A 26,476-nucleotide genomic window follows, 5' to 3' on the forward strand; every position below is an offset into this window, starting at 1 on the left:
CTGACCATGCACCGATCATGGAGCTACACGCCGCCGATGTTTGGGAGACACGCTCTAGGCGGCGGCGGGCTGCGAGCGCCCGGACACGGCGACTGCGGCGACGGTCTCCTCGTCGAGGCCCTCGGCGGCGAACTCGGCGTGGACGCTGCCGCGGTGGAATACGATGACGCGGTCGGCGAGGCCGAGGATCTCGGGGAGCTCGGAGGAGATCAGGACGACGGCGGCCCCCTCGCCGACCTGCTTCTGCAGCAGCGCGTACACCTGGCTCTTCGACCCGACGTCGATTCCACGGGTCGGCTCGCTGAGGACCAGGACGGTGCAGCCCCGCGCGAACGTCCGACCCAGCACGACCTTCTGCTGGTTGCCGCCGGACAGCGTGGAGATCCTGACGTTCTCGTTGGCGGCGACGACGCCGTAGCGCTTCATGCCGTCCCGCACGAGCTTGGTCTCCCGGTGGACCCGCAGCACGCCGAGCTTGGACAACGTGCCCCGCCACGCGAGCGCGAAGTTCTCGGCCACGCTGCGGTTCGGCAGGATCGCCTGCCCCTTCCGGTCGTCGGGGACGTAGCCGACCCCGTTGTCGACGGCCTGCCGCGGGTTGGTGATGGCGACGTTCCGGCCCCCGACCTCGATGGAGCCCGCGGACGGGATCGCGCCGCCCAGGGCCATCCCGAGCTCGGCCTTGCCCGACCCCACGAGGCCCGCCACGCCGAGGATCTCCCCGCGGCGTACCTCGAACGAGGTGGGGAGGAGCGCGCCGTCCAGGGTGTGCAGGTCGGTGACCTTGAGCGCGACGGCGTCCGGGGTGACGTCGCGGGTGCCGAAGTAGTCGTCGAGGTCGCGGCCGACCATGAGGCGCACCAGGGCGTCCTCCGGAGTCTCCGGCAGCGGCACGGTCCCCATCAGCCTGCCGTCACGCAGCACCGACGCCACCGAGCAGGAGCGGTACAGCTCCGGCATGCGGTGCGAGATCATGAGCACCCCGACGCCGCGGTCGCGCTGCTCCTCGACGATCTCCAGCAGCCGGTCGGTCGCGGCCTCGGAGAGCGAGCTCGTGGCCTCGTCGAGGATGAACAGGCGGGCGTTGCTGGAGATCGCGCGCGCGATCTCGATCTCCTGCTGCAGCTCGAGGCTGAGGTCGCGCACCGCCGTGCGCGGGTTCACGTGCACGCGCAGGTCGTCGAGGACGGCCTGGGCCTCCCGCACGCAGCGGTCCCAGTCGACGGTCCCCCAGCGGGTCCGCGGCATGCGCCCGATGAAGATGTTCTCCGCCACCGACAACGACGGCGCCAGGGTCAGCTCCTGGCTGATCGACACGATGCCCAGCTCGAGAGCCTTGGAGGGCTTCGTGATCACCGTGGGCACGCCGTCGATCTCGACCGTGCCCGCGTCGGGCTGGTGGGTGCCGTTCACGATCTTCGCCAGCGTCGACTTCCCCGACCCGTTCTCACCGGTGAGCGAGTGCACCTCGCCTGCGCGGATGTCGAGTGACACGTCGTCGAGCGCGCGCACGCCGGGGAAGGACTTGGAGATCCCGCTGAGCCGGATGAAAGGCGCCGTGCTGTCGGTCATCTCGTGTCCCCTCTCGATCGGCGGCCGGGGCATGTCCGTCGACGTGGAGGACCCGCCCCAGGGGGACATCCTGAGTCGGCCCGCCGGACCGCTCGCCGGTCGTGTTCCGGTGGCCGGACCTCCGACGTGAGGGTTTGCCTGCCGGAAACAGCGTGTCCGTGGTGTTTCCGCCCGACCGCGGCTCAGGGGAGCTGGGCCGCCAGCCGTGCCGCCTGTTGCTTGATGCTGCGCTGCAGCTCGACGGCCTGCTCGGGGCGGGCCGGGAGCGGCATCGCGAACGCGCCGACGACCGTCCCGTGCCGGTCGATCACCGGCACCCCGATGGAGCTCGCGCCGACGTGGACCTCGCGACGCACCACGGAGTAGCCGGCGCGGCGCACGTCGCGCAGTTGCAACGCGAGCTTGGTGGGCGCGACGGTGCTGAACGGCGTCACCCCGCGCATGGGGCGTGCCACGACGGCGCGGAACAGCTCGGGCGGGCTGAACGCGAGGATGGCCTTGCCCGCCGCCGTGCAGTGCAGGGGCGCGCGGGTGCCGACGCCCATCCAGCCCGTCGCCTCGTCGACCGTGCCGGAGATCTTGGCCACGCAGCGGACGTCGAGACCCTGGCGCACGGACACGGTCACCGGCAGCCGGAACTGGGCGAACAGCTCGACGGCGAAGGGATGACCGACCTCCCGGAGCGACTCCCGTGGCGTCACGAGCTGGCCCAGCTCGGCCATCCGTCGGCCGAGGACGAACCGGCCCTCGATCCGTTCGATCACCCCCCAGGCGAGCAGCTCGCCCGACAGCCGGTGCACCGTGGTCTTCGACATCCCGGCCTCGCGCGCGAGGGCCGAGAGCCCGAGCGGACCGTGGCGGGCGATCGTCTCGACGACCGTGCGGACCTTGTCCACCACGGTCTCCGCGCCGGCGCGCGGAGGCTCGTCGAACCCTCCCGCGGGCTGCGGTTCGGACAAGGCACGCGCCTCGGCGATCGAAGTCATGTCGGCGGGCCGTGCGATGGGGAGTCACAGCCCGTGATCACCTCCGGTCTGAGTTTCACCTGTACAGATGTCATCGACGTGACCCGCTCGGGTCCGCAGGTTTCGTCAGGAGGGGCGAGTCACGGCCTCGTCACTCCCCGTCGACGGGCATGTCCAGCCACGCCGTCACCAGTGCGGCGAAGTCCCGGGGCCGCTCCTCCTCCATGTGGTGGCCGGCCCTGTCCATCAGGTAGAAGTCGCCGTGCGGCACGGTGTCCGCGATGGACTTCGCGTACTGGTGGGTGGCGAACACGTCGTGCCGCCCCCAGAAGACGAGGACCGGCGCCTGCACGATCCGCATCAGCTCCTCGAGGTCCTCGGGTGTGCCGCTCATCATGTTCGCGGCCTTACCCCACGTGGACTGCGGGCCGGGCTGCTGCATGTAGTGCCAGCGCAGCTCGAGGTTGTTCTCGTCGACGGCGGCCGGGTCCCAGTACTCCAGTCTGATCATGATCTCGCGGATCTTCTCCTTGGTGGGCCCCTCGCCCCGGGTGAAGCAGCCGACGAGCTCGCGGGTCAGCGCACCGAGTTCCGGGGTGAGCGGGCCCGCGCCGCGGTGCATCGGCTCACTGCCGGTGAGCACGAGCCGCCGCACGAGCTCCGGGTGTCGCGCCGCGAGCGCGAGCGCGGCGGAGCCCCCGACGGAGTTGCAGACGAAGTCCGCCGACCCGATGCCGAGCTCCTGCAGTGCCAGCGCGACATGGTCGCCCTGGAAGGTCCAGCTCTTCGCCATCGACGGCACCGCGTCGGAGTAGCCGTAGTTGAGCATGTCGACCAGGACGCAGCGCCGGTCGGCCGCGAAGTACGGGATGGTCGGCCAGTAGTCGGTCCACGAGGTGCACCCCGGGCCGCCGCCGTGCAGGAAGACGGTGGGGCGACCGCCCTCGCCGATCTCGGCCACGTGCAGCTTGTGCCCGCCGGCGGCGACCAGTCGTCCGGCGGGCGCACCCAGGGACTCGGCGATCGTCGTGGTCGTCATGAGGGCGCTCCTCGGGGCCGGGCGGGCGGTGTGCCGCGGGCGTGACGCTAGGGACTCGGGCCCTTCGCGTCCGCCGGGCCGGTCCGCTCAGCGGTCCGCACCGCTGTCCGGATCGCCGGTTCCGGTGAGCGAACCGTGCGCGTTGACCCCCTCGGACGAGGTCCGAAATCTACGGGGGTGGTGATCGCCAGGACCATCGACGCTCTCCGGCGACGCCGGGTCTCCGCCCGGGCGGCGGTCGCCGTCGCCTACGTGGCCAGCCTGCTCATGGCCGCGCTGGACACGCACGTCGTCAACATCATGTTGCCGACGCTGACGGTCGAACTGGACAGTCGGCTCTCCGCGGTGCAGTGGACCGTCCTCGCCTACGTGCTGGCGCTGGCGATCGCCATGCCGGCGTCGGGGTGGCTCGCGACGCGGTTCGGCGACCGGCGGGTGTTCCAGGCCTCCCTCGGGGCGTTCACCGTGGCGAGCGGGCTGTGCGGGGTCGCCCAGAACCTGCCCGAGCTCATCGGCCTGCGCAGCGTCCAGGGCGCCGCGGGCGGGCTGGTCATGACGGTCGCGACCTCGATGCTGTACCGCATCTACCCGCCCGAGCAGCGCGCGCGGCTCGTCCGCACGCTGCTGCTGCCCATCGCGGTCGGGCCCGCCCTCGCCCCGCCGCTGGGCGGGTTCCTGGTCGAGCACCTCTCGTGGCGTTGGGCGTTCCTGGTCAACATCCCCGTCGGCCTGGCCACGATGGCGCTGATCGCCCTCGGTCTGCCGCGCGACCCGCCGGGCCGCCCGGGTCGCTTCGAGCTGCGGGGCTACCTGCTCGCCGGGGTCGGGCTCGCGGCGGTGCTGCTGACCCTCACGCAGGGACCCGAGTGGGGCTGGGCCTCACCCGCCGTCCTCGTGCTCGCCGTCCTCGGTCCTGCGGCCCTGGCCGTCTCGGTGGTGGTGCAGCTGCGGAGCAGCGCGCCGCTGCTCGACCTGCGGCTGCTCAGCGGCCGGCTGTTCCGGCAGACCAACATCTCCACCGCGTTCCAGACGGCCACCTTCCTCGGCGGGATCCTGTTCATCACGCCGATCTTCCTCCAGGAGAGGGCAGGCTCCTCCCCGTTGCAGGCCGGCCTGGTGATGTCGCTGGTCCCCGTCGGGGTGGTCATCTCGTCCCAGACGGTGGGACGGCGCTATCACGTGTTCGGTCCGCGGCTGATGTCCGTCGTCGGTCTCGGCCTGTTGGGCGCGGTCTGCCTCTGCCTGGCGCTGTTCGGGGGCTCGACCCCGGTGTGGGTGCTGTGCGGGCTGATGTTCCTCGCCGGTCTCACCAACGGCAGCGCGATGGTCGCCTTGCAGGCATCGATGTTCGCCCAGGTCGGTCCGGAGCACATGGGGTCGGCGTCCACCATTCTCAACGTCAACCGGCAGGTCGCCACCGCGATCGGGGTCGCCGCCGCGACGATCCTCATGACGTCGCTCGCGAGCGGCGGCTTCCGCCTGGCCTACCTCGCCACCGCGGTGTTCGCGTTCCTCGGGGCGCTCGCCGCCGCTCGCATTCTCGACTCCGAGGCCGCCGACACCATGAGATCCCCGACGGGCTGAGGCACCGGCCGGGTCGTTCGAACGCACACGTCCCGCCTGCACCGGGGAGCGGTGCAGGCGGGACGGTGTCGGGCTGCCGGGCGTCGGACTACCGGTTGGTGTCGGCCGGGAGGTCGAGCCAGGTCTTCACGATGGCGGCGAAGTCCTGCGGGCGCTCCTCCTCCATGTGGTGGCCGCCCTGGTCCATGAGGAAGACGTCGCCGTAGGGGACGGCGTCCGCGATGGACAACGCGTAGGCCGGCGTGGCGAAGACGTCGTAGCGACCCCACAGCACGAGCACGCGGCGCTTGACCTCGGCGAGGAGCGTCTCGAGGTCCTCGGGATCGCCCGCCCGGACGCTGCCGCTCGCCCAGGTCGACGCCGGGCCGGGCTGCTGCAGGTAGTGCCACCGCAGGTCGAGCGTCGTCTCGTTCACCGCGGCCGGGTCCCAGTACTCCAGCTTGATCATGATCTGGCGGATCTTCTCCCGGGTCGGGCCCTCACCCTCGGTGAAGTCGGTGACCAGCTGCGCGATGAGGTCGCCGAGCTCGGGGGTGAGCGCTCCGCGCCCGCGGAAGAGCGGCTCGCTGCCGCTCAGCACGACCTTGCGTACGAGGTGCGAGTAGTTCGCCGCCAGCACGAGCGCCACCGAACCGCCCTGCGAGTTGCAGACGAAGTCCGCGTTCTCGATCCCGAGGTTCTCCAGCGCGGCGGCGACGTGCTTCGCGTGGAACGCCACTTGTCAGCCGGGTACTCCGCAGCGCTCGAGTAGCCGAAGTTCAGCAGGTCGACCAGCACGCACCGGCGGTCGTCGAAGTAGGGGACGGCGACCCCGAAATCGGTCCACGACGTGCAGCCGGGGCCGCCGCCGTGCAGGAAGACGGTGGGGCGACCGCCCTCGCCGACCTCGGAGACGAACAGCTCGTAGTCGCCGGCGGGTACGAGCCTGCCGGGGGGTGCGCCGAGCTCCTCGGCGCCGGTGGTCGTCATCGCAGTCATCGGACTCCTCGTGCTCACAGGGGTGACGGACTCGGTCGTGGGGTCAGCAGGCGGTCGGCTTCTGCGGGTAGCCGTCGAGGAACGACAGCACGTGCGCGGCGTACTCGGCCGGCTTCTCGAACGGGACCCAGTGCCCGGTGTCGCGCAGGACGACGAGGCGCGAGTTGCGTGTCAGGTTGAGCGCGTTGATCCCGATCTCGAACGTGCACATCCGGTCGTTGCGGCCCCAGATGATCAGGGTCTCGGCCTCGAGCTCGGCCATCTCGGGGGCGTGGTCGTGCGGCGTCGAGAAGCTCCTGCCGGACGCTTCCAGAATGTCCGGGCGTGCCAGGTAGGTGCTCCGCACGTACTCGACGAGCTCCGGGGTCACCAGGGCCGGGTCGTCGATGTGCACCGTGAGGTAGCGCTCGAAGTTCCTCGTGCTCGGGTCCTCGATCACCTCGAGGGTGGCGCGCAGGCCCTCCTCGGGCTCGATCGCCATCAGGTACTCGTTGCGGTAGCCGCGGTTGGTGCCGACGTGACCCGCGCCCCACACGAGCCTCCTCGTCCGCTCGGGATAGGTGTAGGCGAAGGCGAACGCCGTCTGACCACCCTGGGAGTTGCCGACGACGTCGACGTGGTCGATCCCGATCGCGTCGAGCAGCCCCTTGGCCTGCCGGGCGTGCAGCCCGTGGATCTGCTCGGAGAAGACGCGTGGCCCGCTCTCCCCGTAGTTCACCAGGTCCATGAGGATGCAGCGGTAGCGCGCGGCGAAGTACGGGACGACCTTGTGCCACGTGATCCAGGCGTTCGACCCCGGACCGTAGCTGTGCAGGAACAGGATCGGCTCGCCCTCGCCGATGTCGTGGTAGTGCATCGGCGTGCCGTCGACCACCACCGACCGGCTGGCCGACTGGTCGGTCAGGCCGTCGCTGGTGACGAAGGGCGATGGCGAACTCATGTGTGCTCCTCCTCGGGGGCTCGTCAGGCGAGCGTAGGAAGACGGCCCGGCCCGGGGGACGCGCGCCGGTCCGCTCAGGGGAACGCGCGGGGAACTCCGCGCCTCCGGTTCGCTGGGCGGAACGGGGGTCTGGGCGGCGGCCGCCCGAGGGGCGGAACCTGGGGAGGCGGACGCGCCGCGGGGTGGCGTCGTGCGGTGTGTCGTCCGTCCGTGGACCAGGGAGGGACCAGTCGTGGAGTACGCCACCGTGGGCGCTTCGCAGGTCGAGGTGTCCCGCGTCGCGCTCGGGACCGCCACATTCGGGCTCTCACCACGGGAGGCGGAGGTGGCAGCCCTCGTGGGGCTGGCGCGCGACCTCGGCGTGACCTACTTCGACACCGCCAACTCCTACGGGAACCAGCCGGGGTACGCCTGGCCCGGCGTCCCGCGCTGGCAGGACCGGGCCTCGTCGGAGGAGCTCCTGGGCCGCGCCCTGCGCGGAGCGGGCGACGAGGTCGTGGTGGCGAGCAAGGTCGGGGAGCCGCTCGGGGAAGGCCGCCCCGCGAGCGAGTGGCGGGGTCTGCTGACACGCGAGCACGTCGAGGAGCAGCTGGCCCTCAGTCGCCGCCGCCTGGGCCGCGAGCGGATCGACCTCTACTACGCCCACCTGCCGGACCCGCGGACACCGCTCGAGGAGACCGTGTCGGTGTTCAGCGACCTCGTCGATCGCGGTGACATCGGGTGCTGGGGCGTCTCCAACTACACCGGGGAGCAGACCGCCGAGGTGGTGGCGACCGCGGCAGCCCTCGGGGCGCACGCGCCGGTCGTCCATCAACCGCACTACAACCTCGCGGACCGCTCCGTCGAGCACGATCTCGTCCCCGTGCTGCAACGGGCGAGGATGGGGCTGGCGGCGTACAGCCCGCTGGGCATGGGACTTCTCGCAGGCCGCGCGGCAGCCGAACGACGCTGGGCCGGGCACGCCCGGTGGGGCGGGAGCGGCTTCTCCGACGACGAGATCGAGGCCGCCGGACGCTTCGAGGCCGCCGCGGCGTCCATCGGCCTGCCCGCGTCCCAGGCGGCGATCGTGTGGCTGCTCGGTCGACCGGCCGTGACGACCGTCGTCGTCGGTGCGACCTCCGCTGAGCACCTGCAGCTCGCCTGTGGTGCCGCGGCGATCGGGCTGGACGAGGCCGCACGGGCGGTCCTGGACGCCGTCGACATCGGGCGGGGGCGGGCCGACGCCCTGGGTGGATGACGCCCCGAGCCCGGGTGAGAGACGAAAGGCTGACCCAGCCGGATGTCGCCGGCGCGCAGAGCGGCCTCCCGACAGCGTGGGACGAGCGGCCGTCGCCCGACTCACCCGTGAGAGGTGACGGTCCGCGAGGCGCGGTGGACGAGAGTCGGGCGATGGCGCAACTCGGGGGACGTGACGCGGCCCGATCCGAGCCCACGGCGGCGCCGGGTCGGGTCCGGGGGATGGTACGACGGACCGTCTTGAGCCGTCACCGGTGGCGGACCGAGCACGACCTCGCCCAGTGCATCTACGGCACGGTCATCGGCGCCGCCGGGATCGCGGTCGGCAGCGCGCACGCGGACCTCGGCGAGGTCGTCGTCACCGTGGTGGTGACCGTCGCGGTCTACTGGGCCGCCGAGCGGTACGCGGAGATTCTCGCCGCCGCCGTTCACACGGCCGGTCGGCGTCGGCAGGTGCTGGCGGCGCTGCGCCGCGGGTTCCCGGTCGTCGAGGCGGGGCTGACCCCGCTGGTGGTCCTCGTGGTCCTCGCTCTGCTCACCGGGCGGCTCGCCCTGGCGGTGTTCAGCGCGCTCGGTCTCAGCACCGTCATGCTCGGCGGTTTCGGGCATGCGGCGGCCCGGCGGGCCGGGGCGTCACGGTTCGGGGCCGTGGGATGGGGTCTGTGCAGCGCGGCGCTCGGCGGGATCGTCATCGGGCTGAAGATCATGCTGCATTGAAGGAGCCGGCTCACGACACCTCCGCTGGGTGCGTTTCGGTGAGGAAGTCGAGCACGGATGCGGCGAACAGTGGGGAGTCCGTGATGTCGTAGTGCGTGCGGCCGGGCAGGATCGCCAGTGCGTGTCCACCGTCCGGCCGTCCGCTGCCGTCCCAGCCGCCGTCGCGCAGCCCGCCGTCGAGGAGGGCGAACACGTCGGCGAAGTGGCGGACCGGTGCCATGTCCGCGTCCGCGGCCATGATCAGCGTCGGCATCCGGAGGCCTCGGATCTCGTCGGTGTAGTCGAACTCGTCGGCCATCCAGCCGCCCAGCTTGTCCAGGAGACGGGGGAAGTCCTCCGGGCGCGGGGCGACCCGCTGGTAGAGCTCGTGCGGCGGCGTCCCGATCATGAACTCGGCCGCGGCGCCGTTGACCTGGGACTGCTGGGCCGCGATCGCGGGGTCGAGCGCGTCGGAGCGGATGTAGACCGAGGTGAGTACCAGGCGTCCGATCAGGGCCGGGTGCTGTGCGGCGACGTGCAGGGCGACGCCGCCGCCGAGGGAGTAGCCGACGAGGTCCGGTCGGTCGAGCCCGAGGTGCTCGATGAGCGCGGCGACGTCGGCGGCCATCGTGGCAGGCGAGAGGGGGCGGTCGATGTCGGCGGTGCGGCCGTGTCCTTGCAGGTCGACGGTGATGACCTGCCGGGTCTCGGTCAGCGCGGGCAGGATCGGCGCGAACATCTCGCCGGACATGAGCCCGCCGTGCAGCAGGACCAGCGGTCGTCCGGAGCCGTGGGTCTCGACGTAGAGACCGATGCCGTTGACGTCGACGTACCGGCCGGCAGCGGTGGTGGTCATGGTGGCTTCTCCTCGGCTGGTTCGCGGGCTCTCAGTAGTGCAGACTCGTAGTGCAGACGCGCGGGGAAGGCGGAACTCATCGTCGCCCGGCCGCCCGATGTGGCGGGTCTGCGGGTGACCGGACGCGCTCACCCGTGAGGTGCGCAGTTCGACGTGCGTGACGTCCGAACGCAGGCTCGGCGCCGGACGGCCCGATCCGCGTCAGTGGGCGGCGGAGGCGGCGGTGGCGGCGTTGCGGGTGGCGAGCTCGGCGAAGGCCTCGCGCAGGTGCGGAGGGTCGATGACGTCGATGGTGGTGTCGAAGCGGTTGAGCGAGGCGGCCAGCGCGATCCAGGACCAGGACCCGGCGGTGTAGCGGCAGCGGTCGGGGCCTGCGTCCTCGGCGGTGCCGTCGCCCGCGAACGGCAACACCGCCGAGACGGGCAGGTGCAGGATCACCGTGCCCGTGCAGGGCAGGCTGTCGTTCCGGACGGATCCCGTGAACCGCGCCGAGACGTACTCGCGGGCGTCACCACCCGGGATCTCGCGAGGGGTGAAGCGGGGGCCCGTCGGGGTGTGGGGGGTGACGCGGTCGGCGCGGAAGATCCGCCAGTCGTCGTGGTCGAGGTCCCAGGCGAGGAGGTACCAGCGGCCGCCGGTGGTGACGAGGTGGTGCGGCTCGACCCGTCGCCGACGGTCGACGGCGTCCGGGCGTCGGGCGGCGTAGTCGAACCGCAGGACCTCGCGGGCACGCACCACACCGGACAGGGCGATCAGCACCTCCGGTGCCACGGAGGTCGGTGGTGCGGCTCCGGGGCGGGGGATCGTCGAGAACTGCAGTGCGTCGAGGCGGTGGCGGAGGCGGGTCGGCATGACCTGGCGGACCGTGGTCAGGGCGCGCAGTGCCGCCTCCTCGATGCCTGCTCCGGTGAGGGTGGCGGCCTGCAGGGCGACGGTGAGGGCGACGACCTGGTCGTCGTCGAACAGCAGTGGCGGCAGCTCGCTGCCCGCGTCCAGGCGGTAGCCGCCGTCCGGGCCCATCGTGGCCTGGATGCTGTATCCCAGCTCGCGCAGCCGGTCGACGTCGCGGCGCACCGTGCGGTGGCTGATGCCCAGCCGCTCCGCCAGCAGCGTGCCCGGCCAGTCGCGGCGGGTCTGCAGGAGCGAGAGCAGGGTGAGCAGGCGAGAGGTGGGGCTCGGCATACCGTCAGATTAGGTCGAGTCGAGGACCAGAACTGTCCTATACGGCTGGGAGAGTGGTTCCTGCCAGCGGGAACCCGATCCAAGGAGCCACGACATGAGCCTCTCGACCACTCCGCACCTGAACTTCCGCGGCGACGCCCGGGCGGCGCTGGAGTTCTATCGGACGGTCTTCGGCGGCGAGCTGACCGTCCACACCTACGTCGACTTCGGTATGCCGAAGGACCTTCCCGGTGCCGACGGTGTCGTGTTCGGTCAGGTGCTGTCCGTCGACGGCTTCCACGTGATGGCCTACGACATCCCTGGAGAGACCGGTGGTTCCGCCGATGCGGGCGGCAGGACCCACCGTGAGAACGGCACGACGATCACCACGTCGCCGTTCTTCGTCTCGGTGCAGGGCGAGACCACGGCGGAGGTGCAGGCCTACTGGGACAAGCTGTCGGTGGGTGCATCGATCGTGGAGCCGCTGGCGGCGTCGGCGTGGAGCCCCGGCTTCGGCATGCTGACCGACGGCTTCGGGGTCACCTGGTCCGTCGGCGTCGCCCCCCGCTGACCCGCCACACGGATGCCGCGGCGGCGTCACCCAGAAGTGGTCCACGTCACCACCGTCGGCTACCGTGATCGAGACGCACGCCACACCGAACGGAGGTCGGGCCGATGCTCTACCCCGCATACGAGTGGCACCGACGGCTGACGGAGCCCGCCCGGATCTCGTCGGAGATCCTGCACCGCACCCTGTCCGGACTGCCCGCGCCCGTCGCGGAGCTGGCCGGGACCCGCAGGCTCAGGGCGGTCAGCGAGATCGTCGCCGGTGCCCGACCCACCCACGTCCGCCCCGACTGGGGGATCGAGTCGGTCACCGTCGGCGGTGAGGCCGTCCCGGTCGACATCCGTCCGGTGCTGGCCACGCCCTTCGCCACGCTGCTGCACTTCGCCACGCCCGGGGTGACCGGGCGGACGCCGGTGCTGCTGGTGGGGCCGATCTCGGGGCACTTCGCCACGCTGCTGCGCCCGACCGTCCGTACGCTGCTCACCGATCACGACGTCTACGTCCTGGACTGGCACAATGCCCGGGACATCCCGGTCGAGGAGGGCCGCTTCGGGCTGGACGAGTACGTCGACCACGTGCTGGCCGCCATGCGCCACCTCGGTCCGGACCACCACGCCATGGCGGTGTGCCAGCCCGCGCCCCTGGTGCTCGCGGCCGTCGCCGTGCTCGCGGCCGCGGACGACCCCGCGCAGCCCCGCAGCGTCACGCTGATGGCGGGCCCGATCGACACACGGGTGAACCCGAACAGGATCAACGCGATGGCGGACCGCCGACCGCTGTCCTTCTACGAGCGGTTCCTCGTCTCGCGGGTGCCCCGTCGGTACCCCGGAGCGGGGCGGCGCGTCTACCCCGGCCTGGCCCAGCTGACCGCGTTCATGTCGATGAACCCCCGCAGGCACGTGGGTTCCCACGTCGGGCGCTACCGCGCGCTCGTCGCCGGGGACGCGGTGACCGCCGACCGCATCAAGGACTTCTACGACGAGTACGGCGCGGTCATGGACGTGCCCGCGGAGTTCTACCTGGAGACGCTGCAGCACGTCTTCATGGAGCACGACCTCCCGCGCGGGGAGTTCCGCTGGCGCGGGCAGCGGGTCGATCCGTCCGTGATCGGCAGGACCGCACTGCTCACCGTCGAGGGAGCCGAGGACGACATGTGCTCGCCCGGGCAGACCGAGGCGGCCCACGGGCTCTGCACCGGGATCGACGAGGCGGACCACCGCCACCATCTGCAGCAGGGTGCGGGGCACTACGGGGTCTTCGCGGGCCGCCGATGGGAGTCCGAGATCTATCCGGTGTTCCGGGATTTCGTCGCGGCGAGGTCGGTGGTCCGCACCGCCTCCTGACCCGTCCCGGTCCGCGCGTCAGGCGAAGTGGAGGAGCGACATGACCACGGTGGTGCCCGGACGTGCAGGCGAGAAGCCCTCGGCCGCACGTCCCGCGGCGGGGTCCGAGCAGGTCACCGCGGACGAGACCGATGCGCTCGGTGTGGTCGAGGGCGGTGAGGCCGTCGGCATCCCGTCCGCCGTCGGCCTGCTCAAGGGGGCCGCGACCGCCTTCGCCCAGCCCGGGCCCGTCACGCGGGGGGCCGGGCGGCTCGTCCGGGACCTGGCCTCGATCGTCCGCGGGACGGACGAGCACACCCCCCACCCGAAGGACAAGCGCTTCGCCGACCCGGCGTGGTCGCAGAACCCCGTCTTCCGTCGGCTGAGCCAGAGCTACCTCGCCCTGGGCAGCGAGCTGGGCCGGCTGGTCGACGAGTACGAGAAGAGCTCGGCGGACTGGCACGACGTCGAGCGGGCCCGGTTCGCGGTGACGGCCCTGACCAGCGCGTTGTCACCGACGAACCAGCTGCCGACGAACCCCGCGGCGCTGAAGCGCGCCTTCGACACCGCCGGGGGGAGCCTCGTGCGGGGCGCCCGCCAGTTCGCGCACGACGTCCGGCACAACGGCGGGCTGCCCTCGCAGACCGACCGCACCGCCTACACGGTCGGCGAGGACCTGGCCCTCTCACCCGGTCACGTCATCCACCGCGACGAGGTGGCCGAGATCATCGAGTACCGGCCGAGCACCCCGGCCGTGCGGGAACGGCCGCTGCTGGTCATCCCGCCGCCCATCGGCCGGTTCTACTTCCTGGACCTGCGGCCCGGGCGCAGCTTCGTGGAGTACGCGGTGAGCCGCGGTCTGCGCGTCTACATGCTCAGCTGGCGCAACCCCACCGCCGCGCAGGCGGAGTGGGACATGGACACCTACGCGGGGCGGATCCTCAGCGGCTGTCGGGTCGTGAAGGACGTGGCGGGCGTCGAGGACGTGAACACCCTCGGCTTCTGCGCGGGCGGCATCCTCCAGTCGACCGTGCTGGGGCACCTCGCCGCGAAGGGTGACCACCTCATCCACTCGGCGTCCTACGGCGTCACGCTGCTGGACTTCGGTGTCCGGGCGCCGATCGGCGCCTTCTCCGCCCGGCAGGCCCTGGAGATGGCGCGGGCGAGCTCGAAGCGCGAGGGGGTGATCACCGCGCGCTCGCTCTCCACGATGTTCAGCTGGATGCGGCCGGACGACCTGGTCTTCAACTACGTCGTCAACAACTGGCTGATGGGCGAGCGGCCCCCGGTCTTCGACATCCTGGCCTGGAACGCAGACGGCACGAACCTTCCCGCGGCGCTGCACTCCCAGTTCCTCGACATCTTCCGGTCCAACACCCTCGCCGAGGGGCGGGTCGAGGTGCTCGGGACGTCGATCGATCTCGGCAAGATCACCGCGCCGGTGTTCGTCGTCGGGGCGCTGAACGACCACCTCACGCCCTGGACCGGCTGCTACCGGACGACCGAGCTGGTCAGCGGGCCGAGCACCTACGTGCTGAGCAACGCGGGCCACATCGCCAGCCTGGTCAACCCGCCCGGCAACCCGAAGGCGAGCTACTTCATCGGGGGCGACCCCGCGAACGGCCCCGAGCACTGGCGAGACACCGCCGAGCGGCGCACGGGGACGTGGTGGGAGCCGTGGGCGGACTGGATCGTGGAGCGGTCGGGCGCCGAACGGCCCGCCCCCACCGCGCCCGGGGACGCCGACCATCCGCCCCTGGAGCCCGCGCCCGGCTCGTACGTGCTGGACCGCGTCCCGCCGTCCGCCTGACGGGTCAGCGCACCAGCAGGAGGATCCTGTCCCTGGTGCGGCCGGTCCCGCCGAGGGCGTGGGCCTTCGCGGCCTCGGCGAGCGGGAAGGTCGCGTCGATGTGGGCGCGGAACCTGTCCGAGCCCGCGAGCTCGGCGATGGCGCGCATGCCCGCCTGGTCGGATTCGACGAGCAGCCGCTCGGACCGGACGCCCAGGTCGGCGGCCCGGCGCGCGTCCGCGCCGTCGGGGTGGGCCGGCAGGGTGGGGAGGGCGCTCGTTCCCGCCGGTCTCCGGCTGCCGGCACGCGGACACCGTGGGGCGCCGACGTCCGCTGGGTGTGGGACAGCCTCAGCACCGGCGCGATGGCCCGGCAGCGCGCGCGGAACCCGGGTTTCTCGCCGACCCCCGCGGACGTCGCCCGGGTGCGCCGCGCTCGACGAGGCGGTGGCCGCGATCGACACGCTCCAACGCCGGCTCGCCCCGGAACGGGCCGAGGAGATCTGCCGGTCGGTCCCGACCCCCGTGTCGGCGTGACACCGGAGCTCGGGACGAGCCGTGCCGAGCTGACCCGCAAGTGGGCCCTGCACGGACCGGGCGGTGAGTCCGACGGTCCGCAGCCGGGCGCGTGCTCAACACGATGGAAACGTTCGATTCCTTGCCTGGCGTGCTCGCGCGTGGCTAGGGTCGTACCGTGTGGCTGAGCGGCGGACACCGGAGTGCCGTGCGCCACTAGAAACGTTTCCTCCGGGCGAGCATCCGGGTCTCGGCGCCGAGCGGACCCCGAGACTCCCGCCCGACCGCCCCGAGAACGGACTCCTCGTCTTGCCCCGCCTGCACGTCTTCGACATGGACGGCACCCTCCTGCGCGGTGCCGCCACGCTCGAGCTCACCCGGCACTTCGGCGACGCCGCGGCCGGCCATGCGATCGAAGCCCGCTGGATGGCGGGCGACATCACCGACGACGAGTTCTGGCAGACCCTGCTCGACGTATGCGGCGACGCCTCCGCGGAGGAGGTGGACGCCGCCTTCGCCGGCGCGCCCTGGATGGCGGGCATCGCCGACACCTTCGCCGACATCCGGGCGCGGGGGGAGATCGCGATCGTGGTGTCGCAGTCCCCGCTGTTCTTCGTGCGCAGACTCGAGGGCTGGGGCGCGCACGGGACCTACGGCACGGACCTGGAGCTCGGTCGGCCCCTGCGCCCCGGTGCCACCCTCTCGGCCGCGGCCAAGGTCGAGATCACCGACGCGGTGCTGGCCCGGCACGGCATCGCGTGGGAGGACTGCGTCGCGTACGGGGACTCCCGGTCGGACCTCGCGTTGTTCGCCCGACTGCGCCACACGGTCGCGGTGAACGCCAGCCCGGCCATCGTCGAGCTCGCCGCCGCCCGGTACGAGGGGACGGACATCCGGGAGGCGTACGCGCTCGGCCGCGACCTGCTGGCGGCCTCGGCCACCCAGGCGTGAGATCGAGGTCTCGGACGACATCAGCCGGAAACAAGAATCGTTTATAGTCTTCGTAGAACGAGAGGAGGGCACGTGCCCGACAACCTGAGCTCCCCCCCGCTGCGCGTCCTGGTCGCTGGCGAGTCCTGGATCAAGCACACGATCCACATGAAGGGCTTCGACCAGTTCCACTCCACCGAGTACGAGGAGGGCGCAGGCGTCTTCCTGGACTGCGTGCGAGCGGCGGGCCACGAGGTGACCTACGTGCGCGGGCACGAGATCTCCTCGTCGTTCCCGAAGTCGGCGGAGGCGCTCGACTCGTTCGACGTCGTCGTCATCTCCGACATCGGCTCCAACTCGTTCCTGCTGCCGGACGAGACCTTCCTGCGCTCGGAGAAGTCGCCCAACAAGCTCTCCCTGGTCGCGGACTTCGTGGGTCGCGGCGGCGGGTTGGTGATGATCGGCGGGTACCTGTCGTTCACCGGCATCGACGGCAAGGCGCGCTACGGGATGAGCCCGCTCGCGGGCGTCCTGCCGGTGGACCTGATGCCGACCGACGACCGCGTGGAGATGTCCGACGGGCTCAAGGTTGACGTCTGCGACCCGGCGCACCCCGTGCTGGGCGGCACGCCTGCCGAATGGCCGATGCTGCTGGGCTACAACCGGACCTTCCCCAAGGCGGGCGCGACGGTGGTCGCGCGGACCGGCGACGACCCGCTGCTGGTGGTGGGGGACTACGGCCGGGGGCGCAGCGTGGCCTTCACCTCCGACCTCGCTCCGCACTGGGCCCCGCCGGAGTTCGTGGAGTGGCCGCACTATGCGGCACTGTGGACGTCGATACTGTCGTGGGCCGCAGGCGGCCCCCGAGGTCAGTGACAGCCCCTGAGAGCTCGAAGGCGACGTGACGTGACGCAGTCCGACCGCAGGCGCAGGCGGCCGACCATGAAGGACGTGGCGGAGCACGCCCGGGTGTCGGTGAGCACGGTGAGCTACGTGCTCAACGACTCCGGGCCGGTCGCCCCGGAACGGCGCAACCGGGTGCTCGACGCGGTGCGCGTCCTGGAGTACTCGCCCAACGAGTCCGCGCGGAACCTCAAGCGGCGCAGCGCCTCCACCATCGGGATGATCGTGCCGGAGCTGACCAACCAGTTCTTCGCGATGGTCACCGAGGGTGTGCAGCGGGCGGCCTCCGAGCGGGACGTCCTGGTGGTCCTGGTGGTGCCGGACGCGTCCGAGGAGCCGGAGGAGAAGCAGGCGAAGCTCCTGCGCAGCCAGCGGATCGACGGTGTGATCTACCTGTCCGGGACCGGGTCCATGCCGGCGTCGATCTACGAGCTGGCGCGCTCCGGGCCGGTCGTGCTGGTCGACGAGCAGATCCCGGGACTGGACCTGCCCGCCGTGGTGTGCGCGGCGCGCAAGGGCGCCCGGGAGGCCGCGTCGCTGGTGATGGAGCACGGGCACCGGAGGGTCGCCGTCATCGGCGGGCCGCCCAGCCTGTGGACGGCCCAGCAGCGGCTGGCCGGGTACCGGGAGGCGTTCGCCTGGGCCGGGCTCGACCCGGACTCGGTACCGGTGTTCCCCGGGGACTACCGGCAGGCGTCCGGGCGTGCGCTCGCGGCGCAGGCCCTCGCCGCCGAGCCGCGGCCGACGGCGTTGGTCTGCATGAACGACCTGATGGCGATCGGGGCGATGGAGCACTGCCGCGAGGCCGGGCTCCGGATCCCGGAGGACGTGAGCATCGTCGGTTTCGACGACCTCCCGGTCTCCGCTCTGCTCACGCCGCGGCTGACCACCGTCCGCCAGCCCGCGCACGACATGGGCTTCCGGGCGGCGTCGGCCCTGTTCGACCTGCTGGAGAACGACGAGTCCGGCGCGATCGGCGAGCTGCCCGCCACCCTCCAGGTGCGGGACTCGGTGTGCCCGCCGAGGTCCCGGACATGACGCCCGGGGTCGTGGTGGTCGGCGCGGTCAACGTCGACCTCGTGGTGCAGGCCGACCGGCTGCCGGGGCCGGGGGAGACCGTGGTGGGTCCCGGCGTCGAGCGGCACGGCGGCGGGAAGGGGGCCAACGCGGCGGTCGCCGCGGCCCGGGCAGGCGCCGAGGTCCGCTACTGCGGTGCCGTCGGCGCGGACGACACCGGAAGCGGTGCCCTGGCGGAGCTGCGGGCGGAGGGGATCGACGTCACGGACGTGGCGGTGCTCGACGGCGTCGCCACCGGGGTCGCGCTGATCGTCGTCGACGGCCGGGGGGAGAACCAGATCGCGGTCGGGGCGGGGGCCAACGCCGCCGTGGACCCGGCGGCGGTGCGTACCGCCGTGGCGCGCTCCGCGGACTGGGCAGGCTGCGTGCTGGTCAGCACCGAGATCTCGCCCGAGGCGGTGGCCGCCGCGGTGGAGACGGCGGCGGCGCACGGGCTGGCGTGCGTGCTCAACCCGGCGCCGGTGGCCGCCGGGGTGGTGGACCTGCTGGGGCTCGGTCCGGTCGTCACGCCGAACCGTTCCGAGCTGGGGGACCTGTACGCGCTGGTCGAGGCGGGTGCGAACGGTGCGGAGACGGCGGAGATGGCGACCGCGGTGGCCGACCGGACCGGCGCTCCGGTCGTGGTGACGCTCGGCGGCGAGGGGGTGCTGCTCGTCGACCCCGACCAGGGGCCGATGCACCTGCCCGCCCCGCCCGCGGATGTTCGGGACACGACGGGCGCGGGAGACACCTTCAACGGGGTGCTCGCGGCGGCGCTGGCCGCAGGCGCCTCGATGCCCGAGGCCGCGGCGCGCGGTGTCGCGGCGGCCTCGTTGTCCGTCGGCACGGTCGGAGCGCGGGCCGGCATGCCGCGCGCCGCGGCGATCGACCGCGCGACGGCACCGGGCTGACGGTCCCGGCCGAGGATTCCCCACGAAGGGTGGACTCATGACGGCGTCGCTGAGGCGAGGCTACGACAAGCAGCTGATGCTGTTCTCCGGCCGGGCGAACCCGGTGCTGGCCGGGCAGATCGCCGGGCAGCTCGGGGTCGACCTCGGCCCGATCACGCTCAAGACCTTCTCCAACGACGAGATGTACTGCCGGTTCGACGAGTCGATCCGCGGTGCGGACGTCTTCCTCGTCCAACCGATGTGCGCCAATCCCGCGGCCGGGCTCAACGCCAACGACGCGTTGCTCGAGCTGCTGGTCATGATCGACGCGGCGGTCGGCGCGAGTGCGCACCGGGTGATCGCGGTATCCCCCTGGTACGGCTACTCGCGGCAGGACAAGAAGTCCGCGCCGCGAGAGCCGATCTCGGCCCGGATGGTCGCCCGCACGCTCGAGGCGGTCTGGGTGGACCGGGTACTGACCATGGACCTGCACGCCGGCCAGCTGCAGGGGTTCTTCGGCATCCCGGTGGATCACATGACCGCGCTGATGATGCTCGCCGACCACTTCGCGGACCTGGACGACGATCTCGTGGTGGTCGCGCCGGACGCGGGCCGGGTCAAGCTGAACAAGCAGTTCGCGACCCGGATGGGGGCCGGTCTGGCCATCCTGGACAAGGAGCGGCCCGCCCAGCAGGTCGCGGAGATCGGACACGTGATCGGGGACGTGCGCGGCAAGACCGCGATCATCGTCGACGACATCATCGATACCGCGGGCACGCTGCGCGCCGCGGGGGAGGCGGTCGTCAGGGCGGGCGCGCGGCGGGTGTTCGCCGCCGCCACCCACCCGGTGTTCAGCGGCCGGGCCTACGAGAACCTGGCCGCGTCGCCGTTCGAGCGGATCGTGGTGACCGACACGATCCCGTTGCGGCCCGGCGCCCCGGACACGATCGACGTGGTGTCCTGCGCCCCGCTGCTCGCCGACTCCATCCGCCGGATCTTCACCGACGACTCGGTCAGTGAGGTCTTCGGTGGCAAGAACCACCTCTTCTGAGGTCACTTGATGGAAACACGGTGCCCCTTGGCGCCCGGAGGCCGGATCGCTATGGTGGATAGAAACGTTTATATTCCGACGAGCGGGCGAGGAGAGCCGACATGGCGCTGAAGTTCTGGGTGACGACGCCCTTCTTCTACCCGGACATGGACCGGCCCTGGGGTGAGCTCCTGCAGGACATGCTCACGATCGTCGACACCGCCGAGCGCTTGGGGTTCGAGGGCGTCGCGATCAACGAGAACGTGTTCCAGAACTACGTCGCGAACCCCAGCTCGCTGTCCTTCGCCGCGCTCGCGGCGGCCCGCACCACGCGGCTGCGGATCCTGCCGGGAGTGGTGGTGCTGCCCAGCTACAACCCGCTGCTGATCGCGTCGGAGATGGCGATGCTAGACCACCTGGCGCCGGGCCGGATGGGCATCGGCGTCGCGCGGGGCGGCGGCCGCTACCAGCTGGACCGGATCGGGGTGGACCCCGCCGAGTCGCGGGAGATCTACGAGGAGGCCCTGGAGATCATCCGGCGGGTGTGGGTCGAGGACGACGTGACCTTCGAGGGCCGCTTCTTCTCGTTCCCGCGCACCACGATCGTGCCCAAGCCCGCCTCGCAGCCCGGCCCCGACCTGTGGGTCGGCTCGCAGAGCGTCGACGGCGTGCGGAAGGTCGCCGCGCAGGGCCTCAACCTCCTCACGGCGCCCAACTGGGGCAACTTCGAGCCGCACGGGGATCTCGAGGCGCTCCTCGAGGCCTTCAACGCCGCGGCCGCCGAGAGTGGTTCGCCGCGCGGGGAGGTGATGGTCTACCGGCACACCTGGCTCGGCCGGACCGAGGCCGACGCGCTCGAGTTCTTCGACGACATGGTGAGCGAGTACAACCACTACCTCGCGCTCACCCAGACCGGCGGCGGCGCGGCGACCCGCGAGGACCGCCTCAAGGTGCGCGACGTGGGCGAGAAGCTCGAGTTCGTGGAGGCGGGCCGTGTCCGGCCCGCGACCGAGTCGCCCTCGTCCGAGAACCTCTGGACGGAGTACTCCGACCCGGTCCTCAGTACGGCGGACAAGATGATCGCGCGGTTCAAGGAGATGGAGGCGATGGGCGTCGACCACCTCGCCTGCCTGATCGCCTGGGGGCAGCCCGTCGAGGCGATCGTCGCGCAGATGGAGCTGATGGCCCAGGAGGTCCTGCCCGCCTTCGCCGAACAGGAGCGGGCGTGATCTACGAGGTCCGTGAGTACGTGGCGGCCCCCGGCAGGCTCGGGGCGGTGCTCGACCTCTTCGCCTCCGCCACCGTGCCGATGCTGACCAGGCACGGCATCGATCTGGTCAGCGCGGGCCGCACCATGATCGGCGAGCACTCCTGGGACGAGCTCGTCTACACGCTGCGGTTCGACGACCTCGCCGATCTCGAGCGGAAGTGGGACGGCCTGCTCGCCGACCCCGAGTGGGTCGAGGCGCTGACCGCCGCCGAGGCCGGGGGACCGCTGTTCCAGACGATGCGCCGGCGGGTCCTCGCCGCCGACCCGGTCTCGGGCTGAGTATCCGGGCCGAGGCGCGTTTCTGAGCGATGTAGAAACGTTAAAACCATGTGTAAGCCTGCCGCGCACCCTGGCCTGACGCACGCCTTCGGACCAGGGTGAGCCACGCAGAGAACCGGCCACCGCGAGTGGGAGCCGGGAGGGTCGAGTCCATGCGATCCCTCGAAAGACCGTTCGACTAGAAACGACTCAAGCGAAGGCGGATCGATGGGGTACCTCGACAACCTGATCATCGACACGGACAACTACAAGCACTGCCACTACCCGCTGTACCCCGAGGGTACGGAGTACGTGTCCAGCTACATCGAGTCCCGCGGCGGCGCCTTCCCGGTGACGATGTTCGTCGGGCTGCAGGTCTACCTGCGCGAGAAGCTGATGAAGCCGATCACGCTCGAGGACATCGACGAGGCCGAGTTCGTCGTCCGCGAGCAGGGCATGCACTTCAACCGGAACAACTGGCTCGGGATCCTCAACGACCACGGCGGCTACCTGCCCGTCGAGATCGAGGCGGTCCCCGAGGGCACGGTCCTGCCGTCGCGCAACGTGGTGGTCCAGGTGATCAACACCGACCCGGAGTACTTCTGGGCCACCAGCTTCTTCGAGACCGCCCTGCTGCGCGCGGTCTGGTACCCCAGCACCATCGGGACCGTCAGCTGGCTGTCCAAGATGGTCATCAAGGAGGCGTTGGACCGCACCGCGGACTCGTCGGCGGGCCTGCGCCACATGCTGCACGACTACGGCGCCCGGGGCGTCAGCTCCCAGCAGTCCGCCGCGCTCGGCGGCCTGGCGCACCTGGTGAACTTCAACCAGAGCGACACCGTGCCCGGCATCCTCGCCGCGAAGCGGTACTACAACGCGGGCAAGGTCTCCAACTCCGGCCCGAACGCCGAGCACGCAGGCTTCTGCGCCTGGGGCCGGGACGACGAGGTCGGCGCCATCCGGAACATGCTCGAGACCTACGCCCCCGAGGGCTGCGCGCTCGTGCTCACCGACACCTACGACCACGAGAACTGCGTCAAGAACATCATCGGTGGCGAGCTCAAGGAGATGGTCCAGAACTTCCCGGGTCTCGTCGGCATCCGGCCGGACTCGGGCGACATCGTCGAGGTCACCGCGGACACCACCGGCTGGCTCATGGACATCTTCGGCTACACGGTGAATTCCAAGGGGTTCAAGGTGCTGCCCCCGTTCGTCCGGGTGGTGCAGGGCGACGGGGTCAACTTCCACTCGCTGCCGCAGGTCTACATGGAGCTCGAGCGGCGCGGCTTCTCCGCCGAGAACGCGGTCTTCGGGATGGGCGGCGGCCTGCTGCAGCACTGGAACCGCGACACCAACAACTTCGGCCAGAAGGCGTCCGCGGCCTGCGTGGACGGCCAGTGGCGAGACATCGCCAAGTCGCCGACGGGCGCGGCGTTCAAGGCGTCGAAGAAGGGCAGGCTGGCGCTGAAGTACGAGAACGGCACGTACACCACGGTGCCGAAGGGCTCGATCCCCGAGTCCGAGAACGTGCTGCAGCCGGTCTTCCGGGACGGCAAGCTGCTGCGCAAGTGGGACTTCACCGAGCTGATCGCCAACAGCGAGAAGGAGGTGCCGGAGTCCTACTACATCGAGCACGTCGGACAGATGCGCACCGTCTCCTCGGAGATGGCGGTCTCCGCCTGACCCCGGACCGGCGCCCCGTACCCCCCACGGGGCGCCGGCCCGGACCCGCGAACGAGAGGCTGACCCGATGGACGACTCGACCGTGCAGGTCACGACCGTGGGCGGCCCGGTTCCGGTCGACGCCCTCGGGATGACGCTCACCCACGAGCACCTGCTCAGCGACTGGTCCGCCCGCCGTCGAGACGAGCCCGACGACCCGGCCGAGCGCGCCCTGTTCCACACCCCGGTCGGCCCGTCGATGCAGTGGTTGCTCCGCGAGGACCCCCGCTGCTGCCTGGACAACACCCGACAGGACGATCCCGACGCCACGGTCGCGGAGCTGGCGAACTTCGTCGCCGTGGGCGGCCGCACCGTCGTCGACTGCACCAACGGCGACGTGGGCCGCGACCCGGGCGCACTCCGGGACATCGCGCAGCGGACCGGGCTCAACGTCGTCATGGGGTCCGGGTGGTACGTGCACGCCTTCCACCCGGCCCGGCGGGCCCACACCACCGTCGACGACCTCGTCGTGGAGATCCTCGCCGAGTTCTCCGACGGCGTGGGGGACACCGGTATCCGGCCCGGGATCATCGGCGAGATCGGGGTCTCCCCGCTGTTCACCGAGGCGGAGCGGACCCACCTGCGCGCGTCCGCCCGCGCCCAGCGGGAGCTCGGCGTCCCGCTGTACGTCCATCTGCCGGGATGGCAGCGGCGGGCCCACGAGGTCCTCGACATCGTGCTCGACGAGGAGGGCGTCCGTCCCGAGGGCGTCGTGCTGTGCCACATGGACCCCTCCGGCGAGGACCGGGACTACCAGCGCGCCGTCGCCGAACGCGGCGTCTGGCTGGAGTTCGACATGATCGGCATGCCGTTCTTCTACGCCGGCGAGGGGCAGTCGCCCGCACCCGAGCAGACCGCGGCGGCGGTCGCCGCGCTGTTCCGGGACGGACACGCCGAGCGGATCCTGCTCAGCCACGACATGGCGTCGAAGGCGATGTGGACCCGCAACGGCGGCAACGGCTTCGGGTACGTGCCGCGGTTCTTCCTCCCCCGGCTGGAGCGCCACGGCGTGCCCGGCGAGGTGACCGCGAGCCTGCTGACCACCAACCCCCGGCGGCTGTTCACGGCGGCGTGCGGCGCGCACGCCGACCACTGACCGCTCGCGGAACGCGAGCCCATCCATCTGTGAGGAGAACGGTGAGCCAGCTTCTGGGAAACGCCTTCGCGGCCGAGCTCGACTGGAAGCCGAAGGACGAGACGACGACGGTCCGCACCGGTGCCCGCTACCTGGACGGCATCGCGGCGGGCACGGCGGTCGACGTCTGGGGCGCCGAGGTCGGGGAGATCCAGGGCTCGTCGACCGACGAGATCTTCGTGGTGCTCGAGGGCAAGGCGGAGGTCACCTTCCACCGCACCGGCGAGACCATCGTCATCGGGCCGGGAGACGTCGTCCGGCTGTTCGCCGGGCACACCAACACCTGGCGCACGATCGAGACCATCCGCAAGGTGTCGTTCTACGTGCCACCGGTCGCGTCCGGATCGTGATCCGTACCCGGCCCCGACGGCCGTGAGAACCGGAAAGCCGGTCGGACCCCGACGGCGGCGACATCTACCAGGATCCTCGGCACCCGCCGTCGTCCACGCCTACGGTGTCACCGCGGTCTCGGAGCTGTCGCGCGGAGCGTAGAGCTCGTCGATCAGGGCGCGGTTGCGCTGCTCGACCGCCCCGCGGCGCAGCTTGAGCGTCGGGGTGAGCTCTCCGGAGTCACCGGTCCAGGGCCGCGGCAGGATGGCGTGGGCCCGAATCCTCTCGGCCCTGCCGAGCGTCCGATTCGCGGTGTCGAGCGCCGTCCCGAGCAGGGCGCGGGTCCGCGGGTCGGCGACGACCTGTTCGGGCGCGCCGTGCAGGCCGTGGCGGTCGAGCTCGGCGAAGTCCGGAACCACGAGGGCGACGAGGAACGGCCGCCCGTCGCCGATGATCAGGACCTGGTCGACCAGGGGTGACGCCGCGACGACGTCCTCGACCCGGCTGGGCGAGATGTTCTCGCCACCCGCAGTGACGATGAGGTCCTTCTTCCGGCCGGTGATCGCGAGGAACTCCCCCCGCCACTCGCCGAGGTCCCCGGTGTGGAACCACCCGTCGACGAACGCCGCCGCCGTCCCCCGCGGGTCGTCGCGGTAGCCGCGGGCGAGGTGGGGGCCTCGGACCAGGATCTCGCCGTCGTCGGCGAGCCGGACGGAGGTGCCGGGGAGCGGGCGACCGACCGTCCCGTCCCGGTCCCGGTAGGCGTCGTCCGGCCCGGTGTAGGTCGCGACGGCGACGGTCTCGCTCAGGCCCCAGAGGTCGTGCAGGGGGAGACCGAGCGACGCGAAGAACGCGTGGGTCGCGGCCGGGAGCGGCGCCGACCCGGTGATGAGCCACTGCGCGCCGTCGAGCCCGAACCGGGACGCCACCTGCTCGGGGGTGGCGCCGTCGCGGAGCATCTCGCGCATGAGTCGTTCGACGCGCTGCCAGATCCGGGGGACGGAGGTGAACAGCCGCGGCCGGACGCGCTGCAGGACGTCGAACAGGGTGGCCGGGTCGGCCACCGTCGTCACGCTCGTCCCGCCGACCAGCGTGGCGTAGTGGCCGATCACCCGGTCGACGATGTGCGCGTGGGGGAGATAGGACACTGTGGCTCCCCCGTCCAGGCGGACGATCGAGTCCAGGGCGCGGAGCTGGAAGACGATCGCGGCGTGCGTGAGCTCCACCCCCTTCGGCTCGCCGGTCGTGCCCGAGGTGAAGATCAGGGTCGCGACGTCGTCCGGCCTCGGCACGTGGGGCACGAACGCGGGATCGGTCGGTAGCCGGTCCAGCTCGTCGACGGTCACGACCGGGACCCCGGCCGGGAGGTGGTCGTCGTGCAGCAGGTCCGGATCGGCGACGATGAGCCGGGCGCGTGCCCGGTCGACGAGTGCGGCCGACTCCGTCGGGGGCGCGGTCACGTACAGGGAGAACGGTGTCGCGCCCACCAGCAACGCCGCAAGGTCGCTGAGCTGCCACTCCGGCCGGTTCCCGAGCAGGAGCGCGACGGTGTCGCCGGGGCGGACCCCGAGGGCGCGGAACGCCGAGGCGAGCCGTGCCGCCTTCGCCGCGTACTCGCGCCGGGTCCAGCGCACCGAGCCGTCCCCCGAGGAGAGGGCGACCGCGTCCGGGTGGGCGGTGACGTGTGCGTCGAAGAGTGAGACCACGGTGTCCGGCATCCCTCGGACGCTA

25 protein-coding genes are annotated in these 26,476 nt (G+C 71.6%); 16 read left to right on the forward strand and 9 right to left on the reverse strand.

Annotated features, from left to right (window positions below; genetic code table 11):
* Window positions 1-54: 54 nt before the first annotated feature.
* The 3 genes from ABD993_RS30605 to ABD993_RS30615 all read right to left on the reverse strand — a co-directional run bounded on the left by ABD993_RS30605 (window position 55) and on the right by ABD993_RS30615 (window position 3,576).
* On the reverse strand, window positions 55-1,572 hold the full coding sequence (locus ABD993_RS30605; RefSeq protein WP_345426183.1) for a sugar ABC transporter ATP-binding protein: 1,518 nt from the start codon (window positions 1,570-1,572) through the stop codon (window positions 55-57).
* A 182-nt stretch (window positions 1,573-1,754) separates the two neighbouring features.
* Window positions 1,755-2,531, reverse strand: a complete 777-nt coding sequence (locus ABD993_RS30610) for an IclR family transcriptional regulator (protein WP_345426185.1) — start codon at window positions 2,529-2,531, stop codon at window positions 1,755-1,757.
* 157 nt (window positions 2,532-2,688) lie between these two features.
* Entirely contained in the window at window positions 2,689-3,576 is an 888-nt protein-coding gene (locus ABD993_RS30615; RefSeq protein ID WP_345426187.1) for an alpha/beta fold hydrolase, read from the reverse strand.
* Between the two features lie 180 nt (window positions 3,577-3,756).
* Here ABD993_RS30615 and ABD993_RS30620 point away from each other — a divergent pair, with 180 nt between their 5' ends.
* A complete protein-coding gene (locus ABD993_RS30620; protein WP_345426189.1) occupies window positions 3,757-5,160 on the forward strand; it encodes a DHA2 family efflux MFS transporter permease subunit in 1,404 nt (467 codons plus the stop codon).
* An 88-nt stretch (window positions 5,161-5,248) separates the two neighbouring features.
* Here the strand turns inward: ABD993_RS30620 and ABD993_RS30625 are convergent, their stop codons facing one another.
* On the reverse strand, window positions 5,249-5,878 hold the full coding sequence (locus ABD993_RS30625; RefSeq protein ID WP_345426191.1) for an alpha/beta fold hydrolase: 630 nt from the start codon (window positions 5,876-5,878) through the stop codon (window positions 5,249-5,251).
* Window positions 5,879-6,181: 303 nt separating this feature from the next.
* Entirely contained in the window at window positions 6,182-7,078 is an 897-nt protein-coding gene (locus ABD993_RS30630; protein WP_345426192.1) for an alpha/beta fold hydrolase, read from the reverse strand.
* A gap of 232 nt (window positions 7,079-7,310) precedes the next feature.
* Here ABD993_RS30630 and ABD993_RS30635 point away from each other — a divergent pair, with 232 nt between their 5' ends.
* Window positions 7,311-8,315, forward strand: a complete 1,005-nt coding sequence (locus tag ABD993_RS30635; RefSeq protein ID WP_345426193.1) for an aldo/keto reductase — start codon at window positions 7,311-7,313, stop codon at window positions 8,313-8,315.
* 239 nt (window positions 8,316-8,554) lie between these two features.
* Window positions 8,555-9,031, forward strand: a complete 477-nt coding sequence (locus ABD993_RS30640) for a hypothetical protein (protein ID WP_345426194.1) — start codon at window positions 8,555-8,557, stop codon at window positions 9,029-9,031.
* A 10-nt stretch (window positions 9,032-9,041) separates the two neighbouring features.
* Here the strand turns inward: ABD993_RS30640 and ABD993_RS30645 are convergent, their stop codons facing one another.
* Both ABD993_RS30645 and ABD993_RS30650 read right to left on the reverse strand, forming a co-directional pair.
* Window positions 9,042-9,866, reverse strand: coding sequence for an alpha/beta fold hydrolase (locus ABD993_RS30645; protein WP_345426196.1), 825 nt, complete (start codon window positions 9,864-9,866; stop codon window positions 9,042-9,044).
* Between the two features lie 201 nt (window positions 9,867-10,067).
* Window positions 10,068-11,048 carry a helix-turn-helix transcriptional regulator gene (locus tag ABD993_RS30650; protein WP_345426198.1) on the reverse strand — a complete coding sequence of 327 codons (981 nt, stop codon included), beginning with the start codon at window positions 11,046-11,048 and terminating at the stop codon, window positions 10,068-10,070.
* Between the two features lie 94 nt (window positions 11,049-11,142).
* Here ABD993_RS30650 and ABD993_RS30655 point away from each other — a divergent pair, with 94 nt between their 5' ends.
* From ABD993_RS30655 to ABD993_RS30665, 3 genes are all read left to right on the forward strand, one after another.
* Complete coding sequence (locus ABD993_RS30655) at window positions 11,143-11,598, forward strand: VOC family protein (protein WP_345426200.1); 456 nt, start codon at window positions 11,143-11,145, stop codon at window positions 11,596-11,598.
* Window positions 11,599-11,702: 104 nt separating this feature from the next.
* Window positions 11,703-12,938, forward strand: a complete 1,236-nt coding sequence (gene phaZ / locus ABD993_RS30660; RefSeq protein ID WP_345426202.1) for a polyhydroxyalkanoate depolymerase — start codon at window positions 11,703-11,705, stop codon at window positions 12,936-12,938.
* A gap of 40 nt (window positions 12,939-12,978) precedes the next feature.
* Window positions 12,979-14,727 carry a PHA/PHB synthase family protein gene (locus ABD993_RS30665; RefSeq protein WP_345426204.1) on the forward strand — a complete coding sequence of 583 codons (1,749 nt, stop codon included), beginning with the start codon at window positions 12,979-12,981 and terminating at the stop codon, window positions 14,725-14,727.
* Window positions 14,728-14,731: 4 nt separating this feature from the next.
* Here ABD993_RS30665 and ABD993_RS30670 read toward each other — a convergent pair whose 3' ends face one another.
* Window positions 14,732-15,295, reverse strand: coding sequence for a zinc-binding dehydrogenase (locus tag ABD993_RS30670; RefSeq protein ID WP_345426206.1), 564 nt, complete (start codon window positions 15,293-15,295; stop codon window positions 14,732-14,734).
* Between the two features lie 235 nt (window positions 15,296-15,530).
* On the opposite strand from ABD993_RS30670, the gene ABD993_RS30675 reads away from it, so the two are divergent.
* From ABD993_RS30675 to ABD993_RS30720, 10 genes are all read left to right on the forward strand, one after another.
* Complete coding sequence (locus ABD993_RS30675) at window positions 15,531-16,172, forward strand: HAD family hydrolase (protein ID WP_345426207.1); 642 nt, start codon at window positions 15,531-15,533, stop codon at window positions 16,170-16,172.
* Window positions 16,173-16,244: 72 nt separating this feature from the next.
* A complete protein-coding gene (locus tag ABD993_RS30680; protein ID WP_345426208.1) occupies window positions 16,245-17,027 on the forward strand; it encodes a glutamine amidotransferase in 783 nt (260 codons plus the stop codon).
* A 30-nt stretch (window positions 17,028-17,057) separates the two neighbouring features.
* Entirely contained in the window at window positions 17,058-18,092 is a 1,035-nt protein-coding gene (locus ABD993_RS30685; protein WP_345426209.1) for a LacI family DNA-binding transcriptional regulator, read from the forward strand.
* Window positions 18,089-19,021 (forward strand): PfkB family carbohydrate kinase, encoded by a 933-nt coding sequence (locus ABD993_RS30690; RefSeq protein WP_345426210.1) that lies wholly within the window; start codon window positions 18,089-18,091, stop codon window positions 19,019-19,021. The genes ABD993_RS30685 and ABD993_RS30690 overlap by 4 nt, the downstream gene beginning before the upstream one ends.
* A gap of 37 nt (window positions 19,022-19,058) precedes the next feature.
* Window positions 19,059-20,051, forward strand: a complete 993-nt coding sequence (locus ABD993_RS30695; RefSeq protein WP_345426211.1) for a ribose-phosphate diphosphokinase — start codon at window positions 19,059-19,061, stop codon at window positions 20,049-20,051.
* Between the two features lie 101 nt (window positions 20,052-20,152).
* The gene (locus tag ABD993_RS30700; protein ID WP_345426212.1) at window positions 20,153-21,259 is read left to right on the forward strand and encodes an LLM class flavin-dependent oxidoreductase; all 1,107 of its coding nucleotides are present in this window, start codon (window positions 20,153-20,155) and stop codon (window positions 21,257-21,259) included.
* On the forward strand, window positions 21,256-21,579 hold the full coding sequence (locus ABD993_RS30705; protein ID WP_345426214.1) for an NIPSNAP family protein: 324 nt from the start codon (window positions 21,256-21,258) through the stop codon (window positions 21,577-21,579). The genes ABD993_RS30700 and ABD993_RS30705 overlap by 4 nt, the downstream gene beginning before the upstream one ends.
* 207 nt (window positions 21,580-21,786) lie before the next feature.
* A complete protein-coding gene (locus tag ABD993_RS30710) occupies window positions 21,787-23,241 on the forward strand; it encodes a nicotinate phosphoribosyltransferase (RefSeq protein WP_345426216.1) in 1,455 nt (484 codons plus the stop codon).
* 67 nt (window positions 23,242-23,308) lie between these two features.
* Window positions 23,309-24,376, forward strand: a complete 1,068-nt coding sequence (locus ABD993_RS30715; RefSeq protein WP_345426218.1) for a phosphotriesterase family protein — start codon at window positions 23,309-23,311, stop codon at window positions 24,374-24,376.
* 41 nt (window positions 24,377-24,417) lie between these two features.
* A complete protein-coding gene (locus tag ABD993_RS30720; protein WP_345426220.1) occupies window positions 24,418-24,765 on the forward strand; it encodes a cupin domain-containing protein in 348 nt (115 codons plus the stop codon).
* A 99-nt stretch (window positions 24,766-24,864) separates the two neighbouring features.
* On the opposite strand, the gene ABD993_RS30725 is transcribed toward ABD993_RS30720, so the two are convergent.
* Window positions 24,865-26,463 (reverse strand): AMP-dependent synthetase/ligase, encoded by a 1,599-nt coding sequence (locus ABD993_RS30725; RefSeq protein WP_345426222.1) that lies wholly within the window; start codon window positions 26,461-26,463, stop codon window positions 24,865-24,867.
* Between the last annotated feature and the right edge of the window lie 13 nt (window positions 26,464-26,476).

The sequence above is a fragment of the Pseudonocardia xishanensis genome (assembly GCF_039541715.1).
Classification (GTDB): Bacteria; Actinomycetota; Actinomycetes; order Mycobacteriales; family Pseudonocardiaceae; genus Pseudonocardia; species Pseudonocardia xishanensis.